The sequence below is a fragment of the Streptomyces niveiscabiei genome, from assembly GCF_033794345.1.
Classification (GTDB): Bacteria; Actinomycetota; Actinomycetes; order Streptomycetales; family Streptomycetaceae; genus Streptomyces; species Streptomyces niveiscabiei.
On record NZ_JARAYJ010000034.1, the window covers coordinates 69,769 to 85,367 of the forward strand.

The 15,599-nt window shown below is 69.4% G+C and carries 8 protein-coding genes; 3 read left to right on the forward strand and 5 right to left on the reverse strand.

Translation table 11 applies throughout. The annotated features are described in order from the left end of the window. Positions 1 to 56: 56 nt before the first annotated feature. Together PV682_RS34250 and PV682_RS34255 are read right to left on the reverse strand one after the other, a co-directional pair. Positions 57 to 662: an SMI1/KNR4 family protein gene (locus PV682_RS34250; RefSeq protein ID WP_319735649.1), complete on the reverse strand. Its 606-nt coding sequence runs from the start codon at positions 660 to 662 to the stop codon at positions 57 to 59. Next, the gene (locus PV682_RS34255) at positions 659 to 11,158 is read right to left on the reverse strand and encodes a LamG-like jellyroll fold domain-containing protein (RefSeq protein WP_319735650.1); all 10,500 of its coding nucleotides are present in this window, start codon (positions 11,156 to 11,158) and stop codon (positions 659 to 661) included. Before PV682_RS34255 ends, PV682_RS34250 begins: the two co-directional genes overlap by 4 nt. A 286-nt stretch (positions 11,159 to 11,444) precedes the next feature. On the opposite strand from PV682_RS34255, the gene PV682_RS34260 reads away from it, so the two are divergent. The 3 genes from PV682_RS34260 (at position 11,445) to PV682_RS34270 (ending at position 12,433) form a co-directional block, all read left to right on the forward strand. Next, a complete protein-coding gene (locus PV682_RS34260; RefSeq protein ID WP_319735651.1) occupies positions 11,445 to 11,660 on the forward strand; it encodes a hypothetical protein in 216 nt (71 codons plus the stop codon). Between the two features lie 187 nt (positions 11,661 to 11,847). Further along, entirely contained in the window at positions 11,848 to 12,024 is a 177-nt protein-coding gene (locus PV682_RS34265; RefSeq protein WP_319735652.1) for a hypothetical protein, read from the forward strand. Positions 12,025 to 12,205: 181 nt separating this feature from the next. Further along, entirely contained in the window at positions 12,206 to 12,433 is a 228-nt protein-coding gene (locus tag PV682_RS34270) for a hypothetical protein (RefSeq protein WP_319735653.1), read from the forward strand. 134 nt (positions 12,434 to 12,567) lie between these two features. On the opposite strand, the gene PV682_RS34275 is transcribed toward PV682_RS34270, so the two are convergent. From PV682_RS34275 to PV682_RS34285, 3 genes are all read right to left on the reverse strand, one after another. Further along, positions 12,568 to 13,503: a hypothetical protein gene (locus tag PV682_RS34275; RefSeq protein ID WP_319735654.1), complete on the reverse strand. Its 936-nt coding sequence runs from the start codon at positions 13,501 to 13,503 to the stop codon at positions 12,568 to 12,570. A 172-nt stretch (positions 13,504 to 13,675) separates the two neighbouring features. After that, positions 13,676 to 14,380, reverse strand: a complete 705-nt coding sequence (locus PV682_RS34280) for a hypothetical protein (RefSeq protein ID WP_319735655.1) — start codon at positions 14,378 to 14,380, stop codon at positions 13,676 to 13,678. 24 nt (positions 14,381 to 14,404) lie between these two features. Then, positions 14,405 to 15,523 (reverse strand): M20/M25/M40 family metallo-hydrolase, encoded by a 1,119-nt coding sequence (locus PV682_RS34285; protein ID WP_319735656.1) that lies wholly within the window; start codon positions 15,521 to 15,523, stop codon positions 14,405 to 14,407. Positions 15,524 to 15,599: the final 76 nt, after the last annotated feature.

The following is a 15,599-nucleotide window of genomic DNA, read 5'->3' on the forward strand; positions in this document are numbered from 1 at the left end:
CCGGTGTCACCGGTCCGGCCCCAGGCAGGCGCACTCCAAGTAACGGAATGCCTTGATCACATACCGCGAGGCGGACCGTAGCGAGTCTCCGGACGTTCCCCGGAAGACATGGGGAGATCTCTAAGCGCCACAGGCCCCGGATAGAAAGCGCTGCCCCCCGGTCCGGTGACCTCCTCACCGATCAGCCAGCGGTAGAGCCACTCTGCGAAGGAGAAGGAGAACTCGAAAAATTCATAGGTTCCGCCCTCGATAAAAAGCGCCCCTTTACCCGAAGCTCCCCGGGGTGCATAGAAGATGACCTCGCGCCGATCCGTGCTGGCAAGCGGAATTAGACCGTCAGGTGTACCGAAGAGCAGTTCGGATACGCCAAGCGAGAGACGAGGGTCTCCCTCAATTTCATCCTCGCCCCACTCAATCTCCGACCACGCATCCGACATGTCGCGTATCTCTTCGCCCAGGTTCCAACGATCGGTCGCCGGGTGATACAGGGACAGATGACCATTGATGTCAACGGGAGCGTAAGCATCGACGATCTCCTTGTAGTCCGCCGGCAGGATCACCCCCAGATCGTTCTCCAGCCTATGCCACGCCTCGGGGTCTGCGTACCGCCGCAGCGGATTGCCGAGCATTTCCAGAACAAGCTTGAGGTAGTTCTCCCTCATCGCCGTGGCCTCTGCGGACAATCCGCACTACCCCGGGTAGTGCCACCTGTAGGTGACTGAGTAATCACACAGTGCTTCATATCGCCATCTTCTAGGGTTCCGTAATTGTACTCAATCTCGGTCGGGATGCCACTACCACTATTTCCATAGTGCGGGGTCACGGAAATCTTTAGATGCTTCCCCGACGTGACAGCCTTCCAGATATCCCTTTCAACGGTGTAACTGATGTAGGGATGATTAGCCTTCTCGTATTCTGCCACAAGGTTGCGCAGATCGATCCCGGAACCGGTTGATGTGGCTGGGATCAGATGGCCGTTGACACCCTTGTAACCCTGTCCATATATCTCATTAATCCCCGGAGGCTGCGTCGAGTCATTGGTGTTGGTTCCTGGCCTCTTACGCAACTTGTTGTAGTCACTCGCATCAAGCAGACCGTATACCCCGGTCGCCCGGCATTCCCAGCGCTTCTCAAAGGTGTCGTAGTACCGCTCACGCGGCAGATACACCGCGTGTCCCGTGAGACTCACGCCTGGACCGTCATCGCACTTCTCGTCCTGACGATCACGGCCGTCATTCTTCCCTCCCGGCTCGCCCTTCGGAATGGGCAGCAGATCGATCAAGTCCTCGGGGTCGAAGATCTTGCTCGCCAGGAGACCGAGAACCCTCGCGCCGCCGACGACCAGGTCAACCCCTTGGGCAACAGTCCACCCAGCAAGTCCTGGGGCCCAGTCCGGCAAAGCGATCGGGCGGTCGGGGGCAGTACTGGGATGCAGACCGTCATTGGGGTTCTGGTCAATCGGGGGTTTGGGAGGCTTTGTCGGTCGAACCGTGCACACGCCGCTGCACTGCTTGTCCTTGTAGGAGGAACCGCCTCCACGATATGAAGATCCGCCTCCACGGTAGCTTCCGCCACCCTTGGAACCCGACCCGCTGCTCGAAGCCGGTGCTCCACCGCACTGCACGGTCCACGCGTGTGTGTCGCAGAACTGGCTTTTGCTTGAGTTGGGGGTGTAGAGGAGGTAGCACGGCATTCCGTAGCACTCGTCACCGATGCTGTCGCTGCCTCCCATGAAGACGGTGAAGAAGACGCCGATAGGGCTCGGTCTGATCAAGGTTTCCGCGACATGGAATGTGTCTTTCCAAGTCCAGTCGTGCCCGGTCGGGTCGGTTCTCAGCAACGGGTTTCCGCCGCCATACAGGTATCGATTCGCCTGCGATGAAGGGTTGGGCTCCAGTTTCCAGGTGTCCCGTGAGCCGAAGGATCCGGTGCCCGGCTGGTACCAGCGGGCGGCCATGTTGACGTCGCCGGTGGTGGGGTCGGTCCAGCCTGACTGGTAGCCGGCGGCGGGGGTGGTGCCGGTGGTGGCGGTTTTGGTGCCGAAGGGGTCGTAGGCGGTGGAGCCGGAGGTCTGGGTGGCGTCGGGGGTGAGGCCGGCGATGAGGTCGGTGTGCTGGTCGGTGAGGGCCCGCTGTTTGGTGGTGCCGTCGGTGTAGGAGAGGAGGGCGCCGTCGGGGGTGCGGTTGTAGGTGGTGGTGCCGTCGGTGGTGAGGTTGTTGGAGCCGCCGTCGTAGGTGAAGGCCGTGGTGTTTCGGGTCTGGACGCGGTCGAGGGAGTCGTAGGTGTAGGTGGTGGCGCCGTCGGTGATCTTGCGTTCGAAGGCGTCGGAGGTGAGGGTGCGCGGGGTGCCGGTTCCGGCGGTGGTGGAGGCGAGGGTGCCTCGGGCTGTGTAGGTGTAGGCCGTTGTGCCGTCGGTGAGTTGGCGGTTGCGGGCGTCGAAGGTCGCTGTCTTCGTGCCGGCCTGGGTGCGGTTGCCGGAGGCGTCCCATGTGTAGGCGGTGGTGGTGCCGTCCTTGGTCCAGGACGTCATGCGGTTGGCCTGGTCGTAGGCATAGGTGTTGGTTCCTGCGCCCGCGGTGCCGGTTGTCTTCTTCGAGGTGAGGTTGTCGTCGAGGTCGTAGCCGTACGTGGTGGAGGCGACCGTGGTCGTGCCGTCGATGGTGGTGACGGTGTCGGTGGCGAGGCGGCCGAGGTCGTCGTAGGCGTAGGCGCGCTTGGCTGTCGCCGCGAAGGTCGTGGCTCCTGCGGGTTGGGTGGCGTACTGCTCCTGCTTCGGGCGGCCGGCGGCGTCGAAGTCGTACCAGGTCTGGTTGCCGGTGATCGCGTCGGTGGTCCAGTCGATGCGGCCTGCGGTGTCGTAGCCGTAGGTGGTGGTGCCCGCCGCGGTCTTGCGCATCGTCATGGCGCCGTCGGCGTTGTAGCTGTAGGTGGCGGCACCGCCGGGGCCGGCTGCGGTGAGGAGTTGGCCTCGGTCGTTGTAGGTGTAGGTGTTGCGGGTGACACCGTCGGCGGTGCCGGTGGCGGTGAGGCGGCCGGTGAGGTCGTACTCCAGGGTGCGGGGGGTGGTGGGGGCTTCGGCGCCGGTGCCGGTCTCGCGGGTGAGGCGGCCGAGGCCGTCGTAGGTCTTCTCGCGTTTCACGCCGCCGGGCAGGAGTTCCGTCACGGCCTGGCCGGCCTTGTCGTAGGCGGTGGTCCAGGTGCGGTCGGATGCTGCCGGGTGGACCGGGGTGGAGGGCTCGATGGTGGATTCGGGCAGGCCCCAGGGGGTGAAGGTGTAGGTGGTGGTGTTGCCTCGGCCGTCGGTGAGCCGGGTGCGGTTGCCTGCCGCGTCGTAGCCGAAGGAGGTGGTGATCGACGCGGTCGCGGTGACCGGTTCGGTCTGCTGGGTCGTGCGGCTCAGGGCGTCGTAGGTGTAGGTGGTGCGGGCGTTGGTCTGGGGGGAGATCGTGGCGGTGCGGTTGCCTTCGGCGTCGTACTCGGCGGTCGTGGTGCGCAGGGCGGTGGTGCCGGTGCCGTAGTCGGTGGTGGCGGTGATGTTGCCGAGGGTGTTGTAGGTGGTGGTCGTGCGGCGGTTGGTGGCGTCGGTGGTCTGGGTGCGGCGGCCGAGGCCGTCGTAGTCGAACTTGGTGGTTCCGGCGGGGGTGGTGACGGTCTTGGGTTCGCCGGCCGGGTTGTAGGTGCTGGTGGTGGTGATGCCGGCCGGGGTGGTCGAGGCGGTCTGGTTGTCCGCGTCGTCCCAGGTGTAGCGGGAGACGAGGTTGGCCGTGGTGGGGTGGCGCTCGACGGTGGTGGCGGTGAGGGTGCGGCCGAGTTCGTCGTAGGTCGATTCGGTGCGGGCGCCCAGCGGGTCGGTGGCCGACAGCTGGAGACCGGTGGGGGTCCAGGTGTAGCGGGTGATGCCGCCGCCGTCCGTGCTCGTGGGGTTGAGGAGGTCGGGGTCGGTCTCCGCGGCGAGGGCCGTGGCGGCGTCGGCCGCCGGGTCGGTGCGGGAGATCAGTTGGCCGAACTGGTCGTAGGCGTAGCGGGTGATGCGGCCGAGCGGGTCGGTGGCGGTCTGCGGGAGGCCGGTGGGGGTGTAGGTGGTGCGGGAGGTGGCCGTGAGGGGTGTGGTGGTGCCCGGCGGGGTGTAGTCGGGGAGGGTGACGGCGGTGGTCCGGCCGAGGCGGTCGAGCTGGGTGCGGGTGACGTTGCCTCGGGGGTCCTTGGCCTCGGTGGCTTCCCCGAAGGTGTTGTAGCCGGTCAGGGTGACCGGGTTGAGGGTGGCGGGGGCGGTGCCGTTCTCCTCGGCCTGGATCGCGGGGGCGGTCTCCTGGATGAGGCGTCCGAGGGCGTCGTAGCGGTAGGTGGTGGTGTGGGCGGCGGGGTCGGCGCCGGTGGTGTTGCCGCGCGGGCTGACCGTGGTGAGCGGCAGACCGCGGCGGTCGTAGGTGGTGGTGACGGTGTGGGTGGTGGTGCCGTCGGTCGCGGTCTGCCGGGTGACGTTGCCGGCCGAGTCGTAGACGGAGGTGGTGGTGAGCTTGCCGGTTCCCGTGATGGTCTGGGCCTGCTCGGTGACGCGGTCGTCGTTGTCGTAGGTGTAGGTGGTGGTGCGGCCCAGGCCGGTGGGGTCGAGGACGGCGGTGGTGGTGCGGCCGAGGGCGTCGACGGTGAAGGTCTGGACGGTGGCGCCGTTTCCGGTGGTGCGGCGGGTGAGGTGGCCGGCCAGGTCGTAGGTGTCGGCCTGCGTGACGATGTCGTGGCGGGAGCCGTCGGCCTGGGTGACCTGGCGGGCGGTGGTCGTGGCGGCGAGGTTGTCGTCGTAGTAGGTGTACGCGGTGGTGGCGCCCATGGCGTCGGTGGTGGATGCCAGGCGGCCGGCCGGGTCGTAGGCGTTGGCGGCGACGGTGAGGTCGCGGGTGGTGCCGGTGGGGTCGCCGGTCCAGTCCTTCAGGACGGTCGTGGCGTGCTGGCCGCGTGCGGTGTACGTGTAGGTGAGGCGGGTGCCGGCCGGGTCGGTCTGGGCGGTGACGCGGCCCAACGGGTCGTGTTCGTAGCGGGTGGTGTTCTGTTCGGCGTCCGTGCTGCTGTCGTTGAGGCCGTAGGCGTCGTAGTGGTTGGTGGTGGTGCGCTCCGGGTCGCCGCCGGTGGTGTCCTTCGTGGTCTCGGTGAGGAGGTTGCCGTCGGCGTCGTAGGTACGGCTGATCGCGGCGGTGTGGACGGTGTTGGTGATCTCGTTCCTCACGCCCGCGCCGCTCTCGCTGACGATGCGGGACGCCTGGTCGTAGCCGTAGGCGGTGGTGACGCCGGCGGGGAAGGTGTCGGAGACCTGCTTCTCGGCGGTCTTCCGGCCGAGGCCGTCGTAGGTGTACGACGTGATCAGGCCGGAGGGCGAGGTCACCTCGGCGAGGTCGCCGCCCGCGTAGTAGCGGTAGGAGGTCTTCGCGCCGCCGGGGGTGGTCTGGGTGAGGACCAGGCCCGCCGGAGTGGTGCCGCCGCCGACCGCGGCTTCGGTGCCCGCGGTGTAGGTGGTGACGGCGGCCGTGGTGTCGGCGCGGGTGACGGTGGTGGGCAGGCCGAGGGTGCTGTACGCGAAGGTGGTGCGGTAGCGGTTGTCGGCGGGGCCGGTGGAGCGGGCGTCGCGCTGGGTGAGGGGTTTGTCGTTGCGCGGGTCGAGCGGATCGGCGCTGTTGAGGAAGTAGGTGGTGAAGCTGGTGGCGCAGGAGCCGGCGTCGCGGCAGGTGGTCGTGGAGACCGTGTTGCCGCGCGTGTCGTGGCCGGTGACTGTGGAGTGGCCGTTGGGGTCGGTGACGGTGTGGAGGTAGCCGCCGGTGTCGTAGGCGTAGGTGGTGGTGCCGCCGTCGGCGTCGGTGGCGGCGGTGCGGCGCTGGCCGCGCAGGGCGTCGTAGGTGGTGCTGGTGGTGGCGCCCGCGGGGTCGGTGACGGTGACCGTCATGGCCAGGGCGGAGCTGCCGGAGTGTTCGCGGGAGCGGTAGTGCTCGGCGACCTGGTCTGCCGTCAGGCCGTGCTGGTAGACGGCGACTTCGTCGATCTGGCCGGTGAAGTAGCCGGGGTCGGCGGGGGCGGCGGGCCAGTTCTTGGCGAAGCCGGCGCCTATGTAGGTGCGGGTGTTGGACTGGTGGCTGACGGCTCCGGTGAGGGTAGCGGCCTGGACGCCGTCGAGGTAGAGGGTCTGGGCGGTGCCGGTGGCCGTGACGACGGCGTGGTGCCACTGGTCGTCGGTGACGGTGTCCGCGGAGGCGACCTTCGCGGTGCCCAGGCCGGGCGAGAAGAACTTGCCGTTGAGCTTGCCGTCGGTGCCGACGTACAGCAGCGGCGCGTAGGTGCCGGTGACGGTGGCGCCCATCGGGGCGGACTGGTCGCCGACCAGGACGCCGGCCTTGGTGGTCTTGAACCAGAGTTCGACAGCGAGGTCCGTGGAGCCGCGCAGGATGCCGCCCGGTATCTCCGCGTAGCCGTTGCCGTTGAAGGTGGCGGCGGTGTTGTCGCCGGTGCCGAAGGCGCCGTCGGCACCGAGGGTGGCGTTGGTGTAGGTGCCGCCGCCGTCGAGGACCGCGACCTGGCTGTGGGCGGTCGTGCCGTTCACCTCGTCGAGGCGCCAGTAGCCGGCCGGGGCGTCGACGGTGACGGCGCCCCGGTAGTGCGGGCCGTCGCCGGTGACCATGCCGGTGCGGGAGCGGTAGTGTGCGCCGATCTCGGCGGCGGTAAGGGCCTTGGGGTAGAAGGCGACTTCGTCGAGGGCGCCGCTGAAGTGTCCCCAGGGGTCGGTGGAATCGAGGGCAGCCCAGCGGGAGCCGGTGCGGCCCTTGCCGAGGAAGATCCGGGTCTGGTCGAGGTGGGTGATGGTGCCGGACACCGTGCCGGCACGAACACCGTCGACGTAGAGGGCGGAGGTGGTGCCGTTGCCGGTGAGGACGGCGTGGTGCCACTGGCTGTCGGTGACCGTGCTCTTGGACGCCGGGGGCGTCCAGTTGGTGGTGTCGGAGTAGAACTGGCCGTGCAGCTTGCCGTCGGTGCCGACGTACAGCAGCGGGGTGGCGCGGGTGGGGACGTCGTCCTCGCTGATGTCGGCGTTGGACTCGGTCAGCAGGATGCCGGGCTTGTCGGTGCGGAACCACAGTTCCGCCGACAGGGCGGTACCGGTCAGGGAGTTGTCGGCGACCTGGACGTAGGAGTCGCCGTTGAGGCCGACGGCCGTGTCGTCGCCGGCGGCGAAGGCCCCGTAGGTGCCGAGGGCGGCGTTGTCTCCGTAGGTGCCGTCCGATCCCTCGGGGAGGGCGGTGGCGGCGATGGTGCCGCGTCGGTCGCCCAGGCGCCAGTACTCGTTCGGGCCGGAGGCGCGCACGGTGTCGCTGTAGGCGGCGGAACCGGCCGAGTAGGAGGGCGCGGACACCTTCCACGTCCCGCCGTTGTTGTCCTTGGCCTGGGTGACGCGCTCGGTGTCGGAGTCGTACGTCACCTCGGCGCTGACACGTCCCGAGGGCAGGGTGACCTTGGTGATCCGGGAGACGGCCGCGCGGGCGGCGTAGTGGTCGGCGGCGGTGCTCGCGTCCACGGTGTGGCCGTAGACGGCGACCTCGTCGATGAGGCCGGTGAAGTGGCCGAGTTGGTCGGTCTTGTCGATGCCAGCCCAGGGGACGCTGGTCCAGCCCAGGCCGACATAGGTGTAGCGCTGTTCGAGGTGGTCGATCACGCCGGTCTTGGAGCCGACCGCCGTGCCGTCGAGATAGAGGGTCTGTGTGGTGCCCGCGCCGGACAGGACGACGTGGTGCCAGGATCCGTCGGTGACCGCGGCGGTGGAGGTGAGCGGGGTCCAGGTGGTGCCGGGGAAGTAGAACTGGCCGCGCAGCTTGCCGTCCGTGCCCACGTAGAGCAGCGGGGTGGACTGGCTGACGGACGGGTCGATGTCCTCCATGCGCTCATTGGCCTGAGAGAGCAGCACGCCGGACTTGGTGGTCTGGAACCACAGTTCCACCGACGCGAACGGGGAGGAACCCAGGGCGTCGTCGGGCAGCGCGAGATGGGAATCGGTGCCGTCGAAGGACCCGGACTGGTTACCGGTCCCCGCCAGTGCGCCCGCCGCGCCGCGGGTGACGTCCCGGTACAGGGCGTCGTTCAGGCCGGTGTTGGAGACGGCTTCGCTGGCCGCGCTCTCCCCCTCGGGCTCGCCCAGGCGCCAGTATCCGGTGGGGCCGTCGTCCAGCACGGTGCTGCGGTAGAGGCTGCCGTTCTCGTAGGTGTAGGCGGTGCACGCGGTCGTCGAGGACGGCGGGCAGACCTTCGTCAGCCGGTCGCCGTCGTAGGTGTAGGTCCACTTCAGGCTCGTACCGGTGCCGTTGACGGGGTTCGTCTCGGCGGTGGTGACGTGCCCGGCGGTCCAGGTGAAGGTGAGGGTGCGGCCGGAGAGGACGTCCTTGGCCTGGGTCAGGCGGCTGTCGGTGTAGGTGAGTTCCTGGGTGCGGCCGTGTCCGTCGGCGATCTTCGTCAGGAGTCCGGTGGAGCTGAAGGTGTACAGGGTCGCGGAGCCGTCTCGCAGGGTCCAGCCGCCGCCGGACTGGGCCGTGAGGACGCCGGCCGAGCCGGAGGGGGCGGCGTAGGTGCCGTCGGCGTTCTTGCCGAAGCGGACCTGGGTGCCGGTGGCCAGCGTGAGGACGACGCTGCCGGTGCTCTCGGTCGTGGCGCGCATGTCCCAGCGGGTCGCCCAGCCCGCGCCGAAGGCGTTCTTCTGGCGCGGGTCCTGGGAGTTGTAGGTGCGGGTCACCGACAGTTCGGGGCCGACGGTCGGGATCGCGGCGTCCGTGGCCGAGGTGGCGTAGTTCCCGGAGCGTTCGCCGAAACTGCGTCCGCTGTCGGAGCCGCCGAGGTGGCTGGTGATCGCGGGCTGCGGCACCTGGGTCGTCAGCAGGGACGGGACGGGGCGCGCGGAGGTGGAGCTGCCGTCGTAGGCGTACCCGTACCAGGCGTACGTCTTCGACCAGGACAGCCAGCCGCTGGTGACCGCCCATTGCTGGGAGGCGACGCGCGGGCCGGTCTTGCAGTTCTTGCGGGTGTTCTTGCCCTCGACCTCGCAGACCTCGAACTGGTACTGGAGGGCCTTGGGGTAGCGGTCGCGGTCGGCGCCGGAGGCCCACAGGGTCGGGGTCAGGGTGTTGACGACGGCTCCGGAGGCCGGGGCCGCGCCGGTCAGGTAGGGCGGGACGTTGACGGCGGACACGCGCATCGCGGAGACCGGGACACCGGCGCCGCTGAAGGTGGCGATGCCGTTGTCGTTCATCGTCCAGGCCAGGGTGTAGTCGGCCGGTGTGAGCGGTGCGATCTTCGCGTCGACGGTGACCGTTGCGCCCGGGGGGACATCGGCGGGCATCGTCGTCCAGCGGATCTTCGCGGTGTCGGTGATCTCCTTGCCGGCCGCGTCGAACAGCAGGTAGCGCAGGGTGAAGTTGCCGCCCTTGGGCCAGGTCTGCTGGCCGCGGTTGGTGACCGTCACCTTGAAGACGCCCTCGGAGGTTGCCGTCATCGGGGTGACGAACTCACCGAGCTTGTAGGTGGCACCGTACTTCGTCCACGTGACGTCCAGGGACGGTTTGCCGTTGGGGTAGTCGTCGGAGCCGAAGTTCTTCCACGCCTTGGAATCGGTGGTCGACGCCTTCACCGCCAGGCCGTAGTTCTTCTTACGGCCGTGCGTCCAGTCGTCGACGAGTTGGCGGCCCGCCGACCCGAGCGGGATCGACTCCCACGCCGCCGCCCCGCACGGGTACGCGGTCTGCCCCTCGGGGCGCCAGCCGTGGGTGAAGGACTTCGAAGAGAGCGCCGACCCGGTCGAAGGGCCCGGGTAGGTCCTGGTGGTGGACTCCGCCCAGTTCGACGTGATCGCGTGGACCGTCACCGGACGCGCGGTGCAGGAGTACGACCACGTGTTGTACAGCGCGAGACGGGCGCCGACCACCCAGGCGTTCTTGAGAGTGTTCTCCACACCGGCGAACCGCAGGAACGCCGCCGCCTTGTGGCCACCACCGTCGTAGGTACCGACCTTGACGTTCGTGTCGCCGGAGAAGTCCGCGTTGTAAGGGGACTGGACGTAGGTGCCGGAAGTGGCGTTGGTAGAGGTCACCGTGGTGACGGTCGGGTCCACCTTCACGGGGAAGACACGCTCGGGAGCGTTCAGCCACTCGGTGTCCAGCGTCACCTTCAGGGCCTGGCCGCCGGCGACGTCGAGGAGTTCGTAGCGGACGCCGGTGGAGATCTCGCCCTGGTTGGAGCCGGGGGCGAGGTCGGAGTCCTCCATCCAGCCGGCCGGCATGGTGGCGCGCACACCGCCCGCCGCGTCGCGGAACGTCACCGCGCCCGTGGGCTCCAGACGGGCCGTCACCCCCTGGGTGTGCAGCGGGAACACCCACTCCATGGGAGCGGCGGCGCTGTTGAGGGTGATGACTTCCTTGACCGAGGTGCCGCCGGCGACGAACCGTACGTCCGCCGACGGGCGCACGCCCGGGTAGACGACGGTGCTCGCGTCGGCCTCGCCCGGCACATGCGCGGCGTCCTGGATCGAGAAGCCGACCGAGGTGTCCGCGCTCGTCCTGAGGGAGACGAGGGGAGTGCCGTCGGCGTACCCGGCGAACGTCGTCTCCGTGTCACCCGCCGTGATCTTCCAGCCGTCGGTGGAAGCGCTGACGGTCTGCGTCGACAGCCCGCCGTTCGTTGGCAGTTCCTTCAGGGTCGTGTCGATCGGCTTCCAGTTCCCCGACGCGTCCTGGAAGTTGACGGGCTCGTCGTAGAAGCGGGTGGTGAGGGTGCCGTCCGTGTTCTGGAACGTGCGGGAGGTGCGCTGCCGTTCGGCGGCGACCTCACGGCTCGTCGCCGCGTCGAAACCCTTCGGGTCCGCCGTCTCCACCGACACGGGTGTGGTCTCGGCGTCGGGGAGCGGGGCGCTCGGGGCGCCGACCGGGGACGAGGTGCCGCTCTCCAGCGGCAACTCCCCCGGCGCGGCCGTGTGCCCACGCCGCCCGCCAGCCGCCTCGGCCGAGGTCGCATCGGCGGTCGCCGTGGACGGGCGGCCATCGGCGGAACCCCACGCCTGTTCGGGGACATCAGCCGACGCCGCACCCGGAGCGGCGAAGGTCTGCGCGGACGCCACCCCTTCAGTACCGGCCAGGACAGCCATGACGAAGGCGACGGCGACAACAAATTGATCCGCTTGAGCCTTGCGTGAGTACTCCGCCGTGCTGTGGCGGAGTTGCGGTTGCCAGGTCCATGACGGGTGTGCCCAGTCCTCGGCAGGCCACACTCGACAACCGCGTCTTACCTCGACGGGCGCCCTGGACGGTGAAGGTTCTGATGCCGCCGCTCTGCGCGGCATCCCGCTACCAGGTTCTCGCAGCCCGGCCAAATCGCGGATTCTGCGGACCCTCTTCTCCGTCCTGCCCTCCCCGCAGATGGAGAACGCCCCCATGCCCGACCCCGAACCGCTCCGCGTCCCCGACGACGACCTCGACGACCTCGACGACCTCGCCAGCACCCTCGCCAAGACGATGGCCGAGGTCAGGCAGCACGGCGTCATCCTCAACCGTCTGGGCTCCGAACCCGCGCCCGCCGCCGACTGGCTCCAGCAGCCCGCCAGCGTACCGGCCGCAGAGGCGGACGGTCCGGTCTCTACCGGCGGATGATCGACACCGCGCTCTCCCCCGGCCTGCCCCCCGTCCTCACCCTCCACCACTTCTCCAGCCCCCGCTGGTTCACGAAGGAGGGCGGGGGCTGGGCGAACGGGCGACCGCCCGCTTCACCCGGTACGTCGAGACCGTCGCCCTCATCCTGGACGGCGTCCCCTGGGTCGCCACCCTCAACGAGCCCAACATGCTCGCAATGATGACCGTCGAACGGCAGTACCTCCCCGCCGAAAGCCGCGCCGGCGCCGACACGACCCGCCGTCAACTCCCTGCCCGCGACTCGGAGATCGGCGCCGCCCTGATCAAGGCCCCCCGCGCGGCCCGCGCGGTCCTCCACACCCACACCGACGCGGACGTCGGCTGAAGCATCGCGAACCGCGTCCTCACCGCCCGCCCCGGTGTGGAGGCGAAACTCCATGAGTTCGAACACACCTGGGAGAACCTCTCCCTGGAAGCCTCCCGCGACGACGACTTCGTAGGCGTCCAGTCCTACTCCAGCGAATGAGTCGCACCGACGGCCTCGAACCCCACACCCCGACGACACCATGACCGGCAAGCCCTACCGCCCCGACGCCCTCGCGAAAGCCGTCCGCCACACCGCCGTCACCGCCGGCACTCCCAACCTGGTCACGGAGAACGACATCGCCACCTCCGACGACACCCGCCGCATCGCCTACACCTCAGCCGCCTTGGACGGCCTCTTCCCCGCGATCGACGACGGCATCGACGTCCGCGCCCACCTCCACTGGAGCGCCCTCGGCAACTACCGCTGAGGCGACTGGAAACCCGCCCTCGGCGTCATCGCAGTCGACCGCGAAACCTTCACCCGCCACCCGGAACCAAGCCTGTACTGGCTGGGCGAGGTGGCCCGGCGGGGGGCGCCCGTGACCCCATCCCGGCTCCCCGCTCAAACCTCTATCCGCAACCAGGTATCGCCCGCCCGGAGCCAGAGGGAACCGTCGCGGCCCTGGCCGCAGCGTGCGACAACTCGGCCGGGCACGCGCAGCCGACGGCTGCCGGTCGCCTCCCAGGTGGTGCCGTCGAACTCCGTGCGTGTGAGTTCGACGGACCGCTGGTCGTGGTCCCGGCGGGTGAGCACCGCGCTCTTGCCGGAGACCGCGAACCCGTCCAGGTTGGGGACGGGACTGGGATGGCTGACGACGTCTCCGGTGGACGGAGTGATCCTCGTCAGGAAGGTGCCACCCCTGCTGGAGTCCCAGACGAGCCATACCTCTGCGTCCTCGGTCGCGGCGGTGCCGCCTTCAAGTGGCTGGTCGGGCAGTCGACCTCGGGGAGACCAGGAGTTCCGGCCCTGGGAGTCCCAGCCCGCGAGGCCCGTTCCCGATTCGGGGTGGCCTCCGTGGATGCCCTCGTCGCCGTAGGCCGTCCAGATGCCTCCGCCGGCGTCGGTGACCAGGGCGGAGATGTCGTCGCCGATACAGAACTCGGCCTCGGAAGTGCCGGACGGGTCGAGGACCACAGCGTTCGGCGCCCAGCGCCCCTCGGCCCCGATCCGGGGCGTCCGCCCTCTCACCAGCAGGAACCGCGAACCCGGCAACAGGGCCAGATGGCTGGGCCGGAGACGGACGTCCTCCACCGGGACACGCCGCTCTTCCTGTCCCACGACGATGACCAACTCCCCGGCGAACGGGACCTTCGGCTCCCACCCCGGCCAGCCCTTGATGTACGGGCTGCGTTCAAGATGCCGCCGGTGGACCAGCAGGACCGCAAGCTCTCCGGCAGGCCCGGCGCTCCAGCAGAGGGCACGGTATCCCCTCCAGGCGTCAGCGGCGGGGAGCCGCCACACGGTGTCTGCATCGGCAATCAGGGAGCGGAGCTTCATCGTCGGTCGCCTCTGGGACTCCGGAGCCGAACGGCCCGAAGAGCACTACACTACCGGCCACCGACGCATGGTCGGCTCCGCGGGCGGGACAGGACCCCCGCGAAGGCCATGAGGACGCGGGCCAAGAGGTCACCGTCCTGGTCTCGGTCGACCTCTATGGTCGCTCCCTCCCTCACGCATCAGGACTGCGGTGATGGTTCCGCTGCCCGGCGGAGAGCACGGCCCGCAGTTGGGCGAGGTGCGGAGTCTCCGCCGGAATACGCAGGCGCGCGAGCAGGCCGAGTGCCGCGCTGGGCTCCAGGTCGCCGCAGACGTCGTGGTAGCTCGCCAACAGGCCGTCGTACAAGGGCTGGTGGAGTTCGGGGAGGCGTACGGCCGTGTTGTACGCCGGCTCCTTCACGCGCCACAGCACCGGGCCCGAGCAGGCCAGGACTCGGCCCGCGCGGCGCAGCAGCGGCGCGGACGGGTGTCTCACGATGAGGTCAATGTCGTTGCCGAGCACCTCCGCGAAGGCCGTCTCGACGGTCGCGCGGTTCTCGAACCAGTCGACCCACAGGGAGTACGTGACAGGCTGGGCGTCCTGTTCCGCCTCCAGGCGCCGCCGGTAACCGCGCCAAAGGGCGCCTGCGGGGAGGGAGTTCAGGGCGGAACCGATCTCTCGGGTCACCCAGTAGTCGTCGAGGAGGTCGAGGAGCCCGAAGGCGAGCCGCTCGCGGCCGGCCATGTCCAGGGTGTCGTCGGCGAGGGCGGCATCGGCCCAGGAGTGGGCGATCTCGTTGGCGGTGCGCGGCCGTCCGGACTCGGTCCAGCCCTCGTCGGTCTGGACGACTCCGCGCGCGGCGAGCCAGCTTCGGGCTTCCTCGACAGGTTGTTCCATCCGGGCAGTATGCCGGGCGGCCGGTCAGGAACAGAACTCGGTGATCGTGCCGGTCAGGATGTCGGTGAGGCGGTCGAGCGAGGCGAGGTCGACGTACTCGGTGTCCGCGTGGGCGCCTTCGCCGTCGGGGCCGAAGAGGACACAGGGAATCCCCGCCCGGTCCAGCAGCGCGCAGTCCGTCCAGAAGGGCTCGGCGCGGATCGACGGCGGGTGGCCCAGGGTGAGTTCGGCGTGGCGGGAGAGGGTGCGGACGATCGGTGTCGAAGGGTCGGCCTCGAAGGGGTCGCGGTGGACGCCGGGCGTCACTTCGTAGGCGACGTCAAGGACAGTCAGGGCGAGTTGGTCGAGTACGTCGGTGAGTTCGCGCTCGGCGTCGCCCTCCCCGGGTACCGTCCGCCGCTCCACGGTGATGTGGCAGGACGCCGGGTACGTGGAGGCCTCCTCCCCGCCCCGGATGACGGAGGCGTGCACGGTGCCCGTGCCGAGCAGTCGGTGACCGGGCCCTCGCGCGAGCCGTTTCCCCAACTCTTCGAGCGCGACCAGGAAATGGCCCGCTTTGGCGATGGCGTCGATGCCGAGGTCGGGACGTGAGCCATGGGCCGCGCGGCCGAGCACGTGGACGTCGAACCAGGCGAACCCCTTGTGCGCGAGGGTGAGTTGGAGGTGGCTGGGCTCGGTGACGATCGCGGCGTCGGCGGTGAAGGAGTCGAGGACCTCCTCGGTACCGGCGCCCGCGTACTCCTCGTCGGCGACGCACGCGACGATGACGTCACCGCGCAACGGGCCCTGGGCGGTCGCACGGGCGGCGGCGGTCATCATGGCCGCGATGCCGCCCTTCATGTCGAAGGTGCCCCGGCCGTACATGCGGCCGTCGGCGATCCGGGGCTCCGGACCGGCCAGGCTCACGGTGTCGAGGTGGCCGTTCAGCATCAGGGAGCGGCCAACCCCGGCGCCGTGCGCGACGGCCACCAACGAGGGGCGCCCCGGGCGGCGTTCAAGCCGCTGGACCTCGAAGCCGCGCGCAGTGAGCCAGCGGGTGCAGTGGCCGGCGATCACGGTTTCGCCCGCGCCGCCGGGGACGAGGTCGGGGTTGACGGAGTCGAGGGCGACCAGTTCGGCGAGGAGGTACGCGGGCTCGCCCATGCACACCCCCCGCGAGCCGCAGCAGCGTCACCGCCGGCACGTCCACACCCTGCGCTTCCGGGCCGGACGCTGAAGG

Coding starts and splice junctions, on each gene's coding strand:
- PV682_RS34265 (WP_319735652.1), top strand. CDS start 11,848: ATGCTCGCAATGATGACCGTCGAACGGCAGTACCTCCCCGCCGAAAGC.
- PV682_RS34275 (WP_319735654.1), bottom strand. CDS start 13,503: ATGAAGCTCCGCTCCCTGATTGCCGATGCAGACACCGTGTGGCGGCTC.
- PV682_RS34280 (WP_319735655.1), bottom strand. CDS start 14,380: ATGGAACAACCTGTCGAGGAAGCCCGAAGCTGGCTCGCCGCGCGCGGA.
- PV682_RS34270 (WP_319735653.1), top strand. CDS start 12,206: ATGACCGGCAAGCCCTACCGCCCCGACGCCCTCGCGAAAGCCGTCCGC.
- PV682_RS34255 (WP_319735650.1), bottom strand. CDS start 11,158: ATGGCTGTCCTGGCCGGTACTGAAGGGGTGGCGTCCGCGCAGACCTTC.
- PV682_RS34260 (WP_319735651.1), top strand. CDS start 11,445: ATGCCCGACCCCGAACCGCTCCGCGTCCCCGACGACGACCTCGACGAC.
- PV682_RS34250 (WP_319735649.1), bottom strand. CDS start 662: ATGAGGGAGAACTACCTCAAGCTTGTTCTGGAAATGCTCGGCAATCCG.
- PV682_RS34285 (WP_319735656.1), bottom strand. CDS start 15,523: ATGGGCGAGCCCGCGTACCTCCTCGCCGAACTGGTCGCCCTCGACTCC.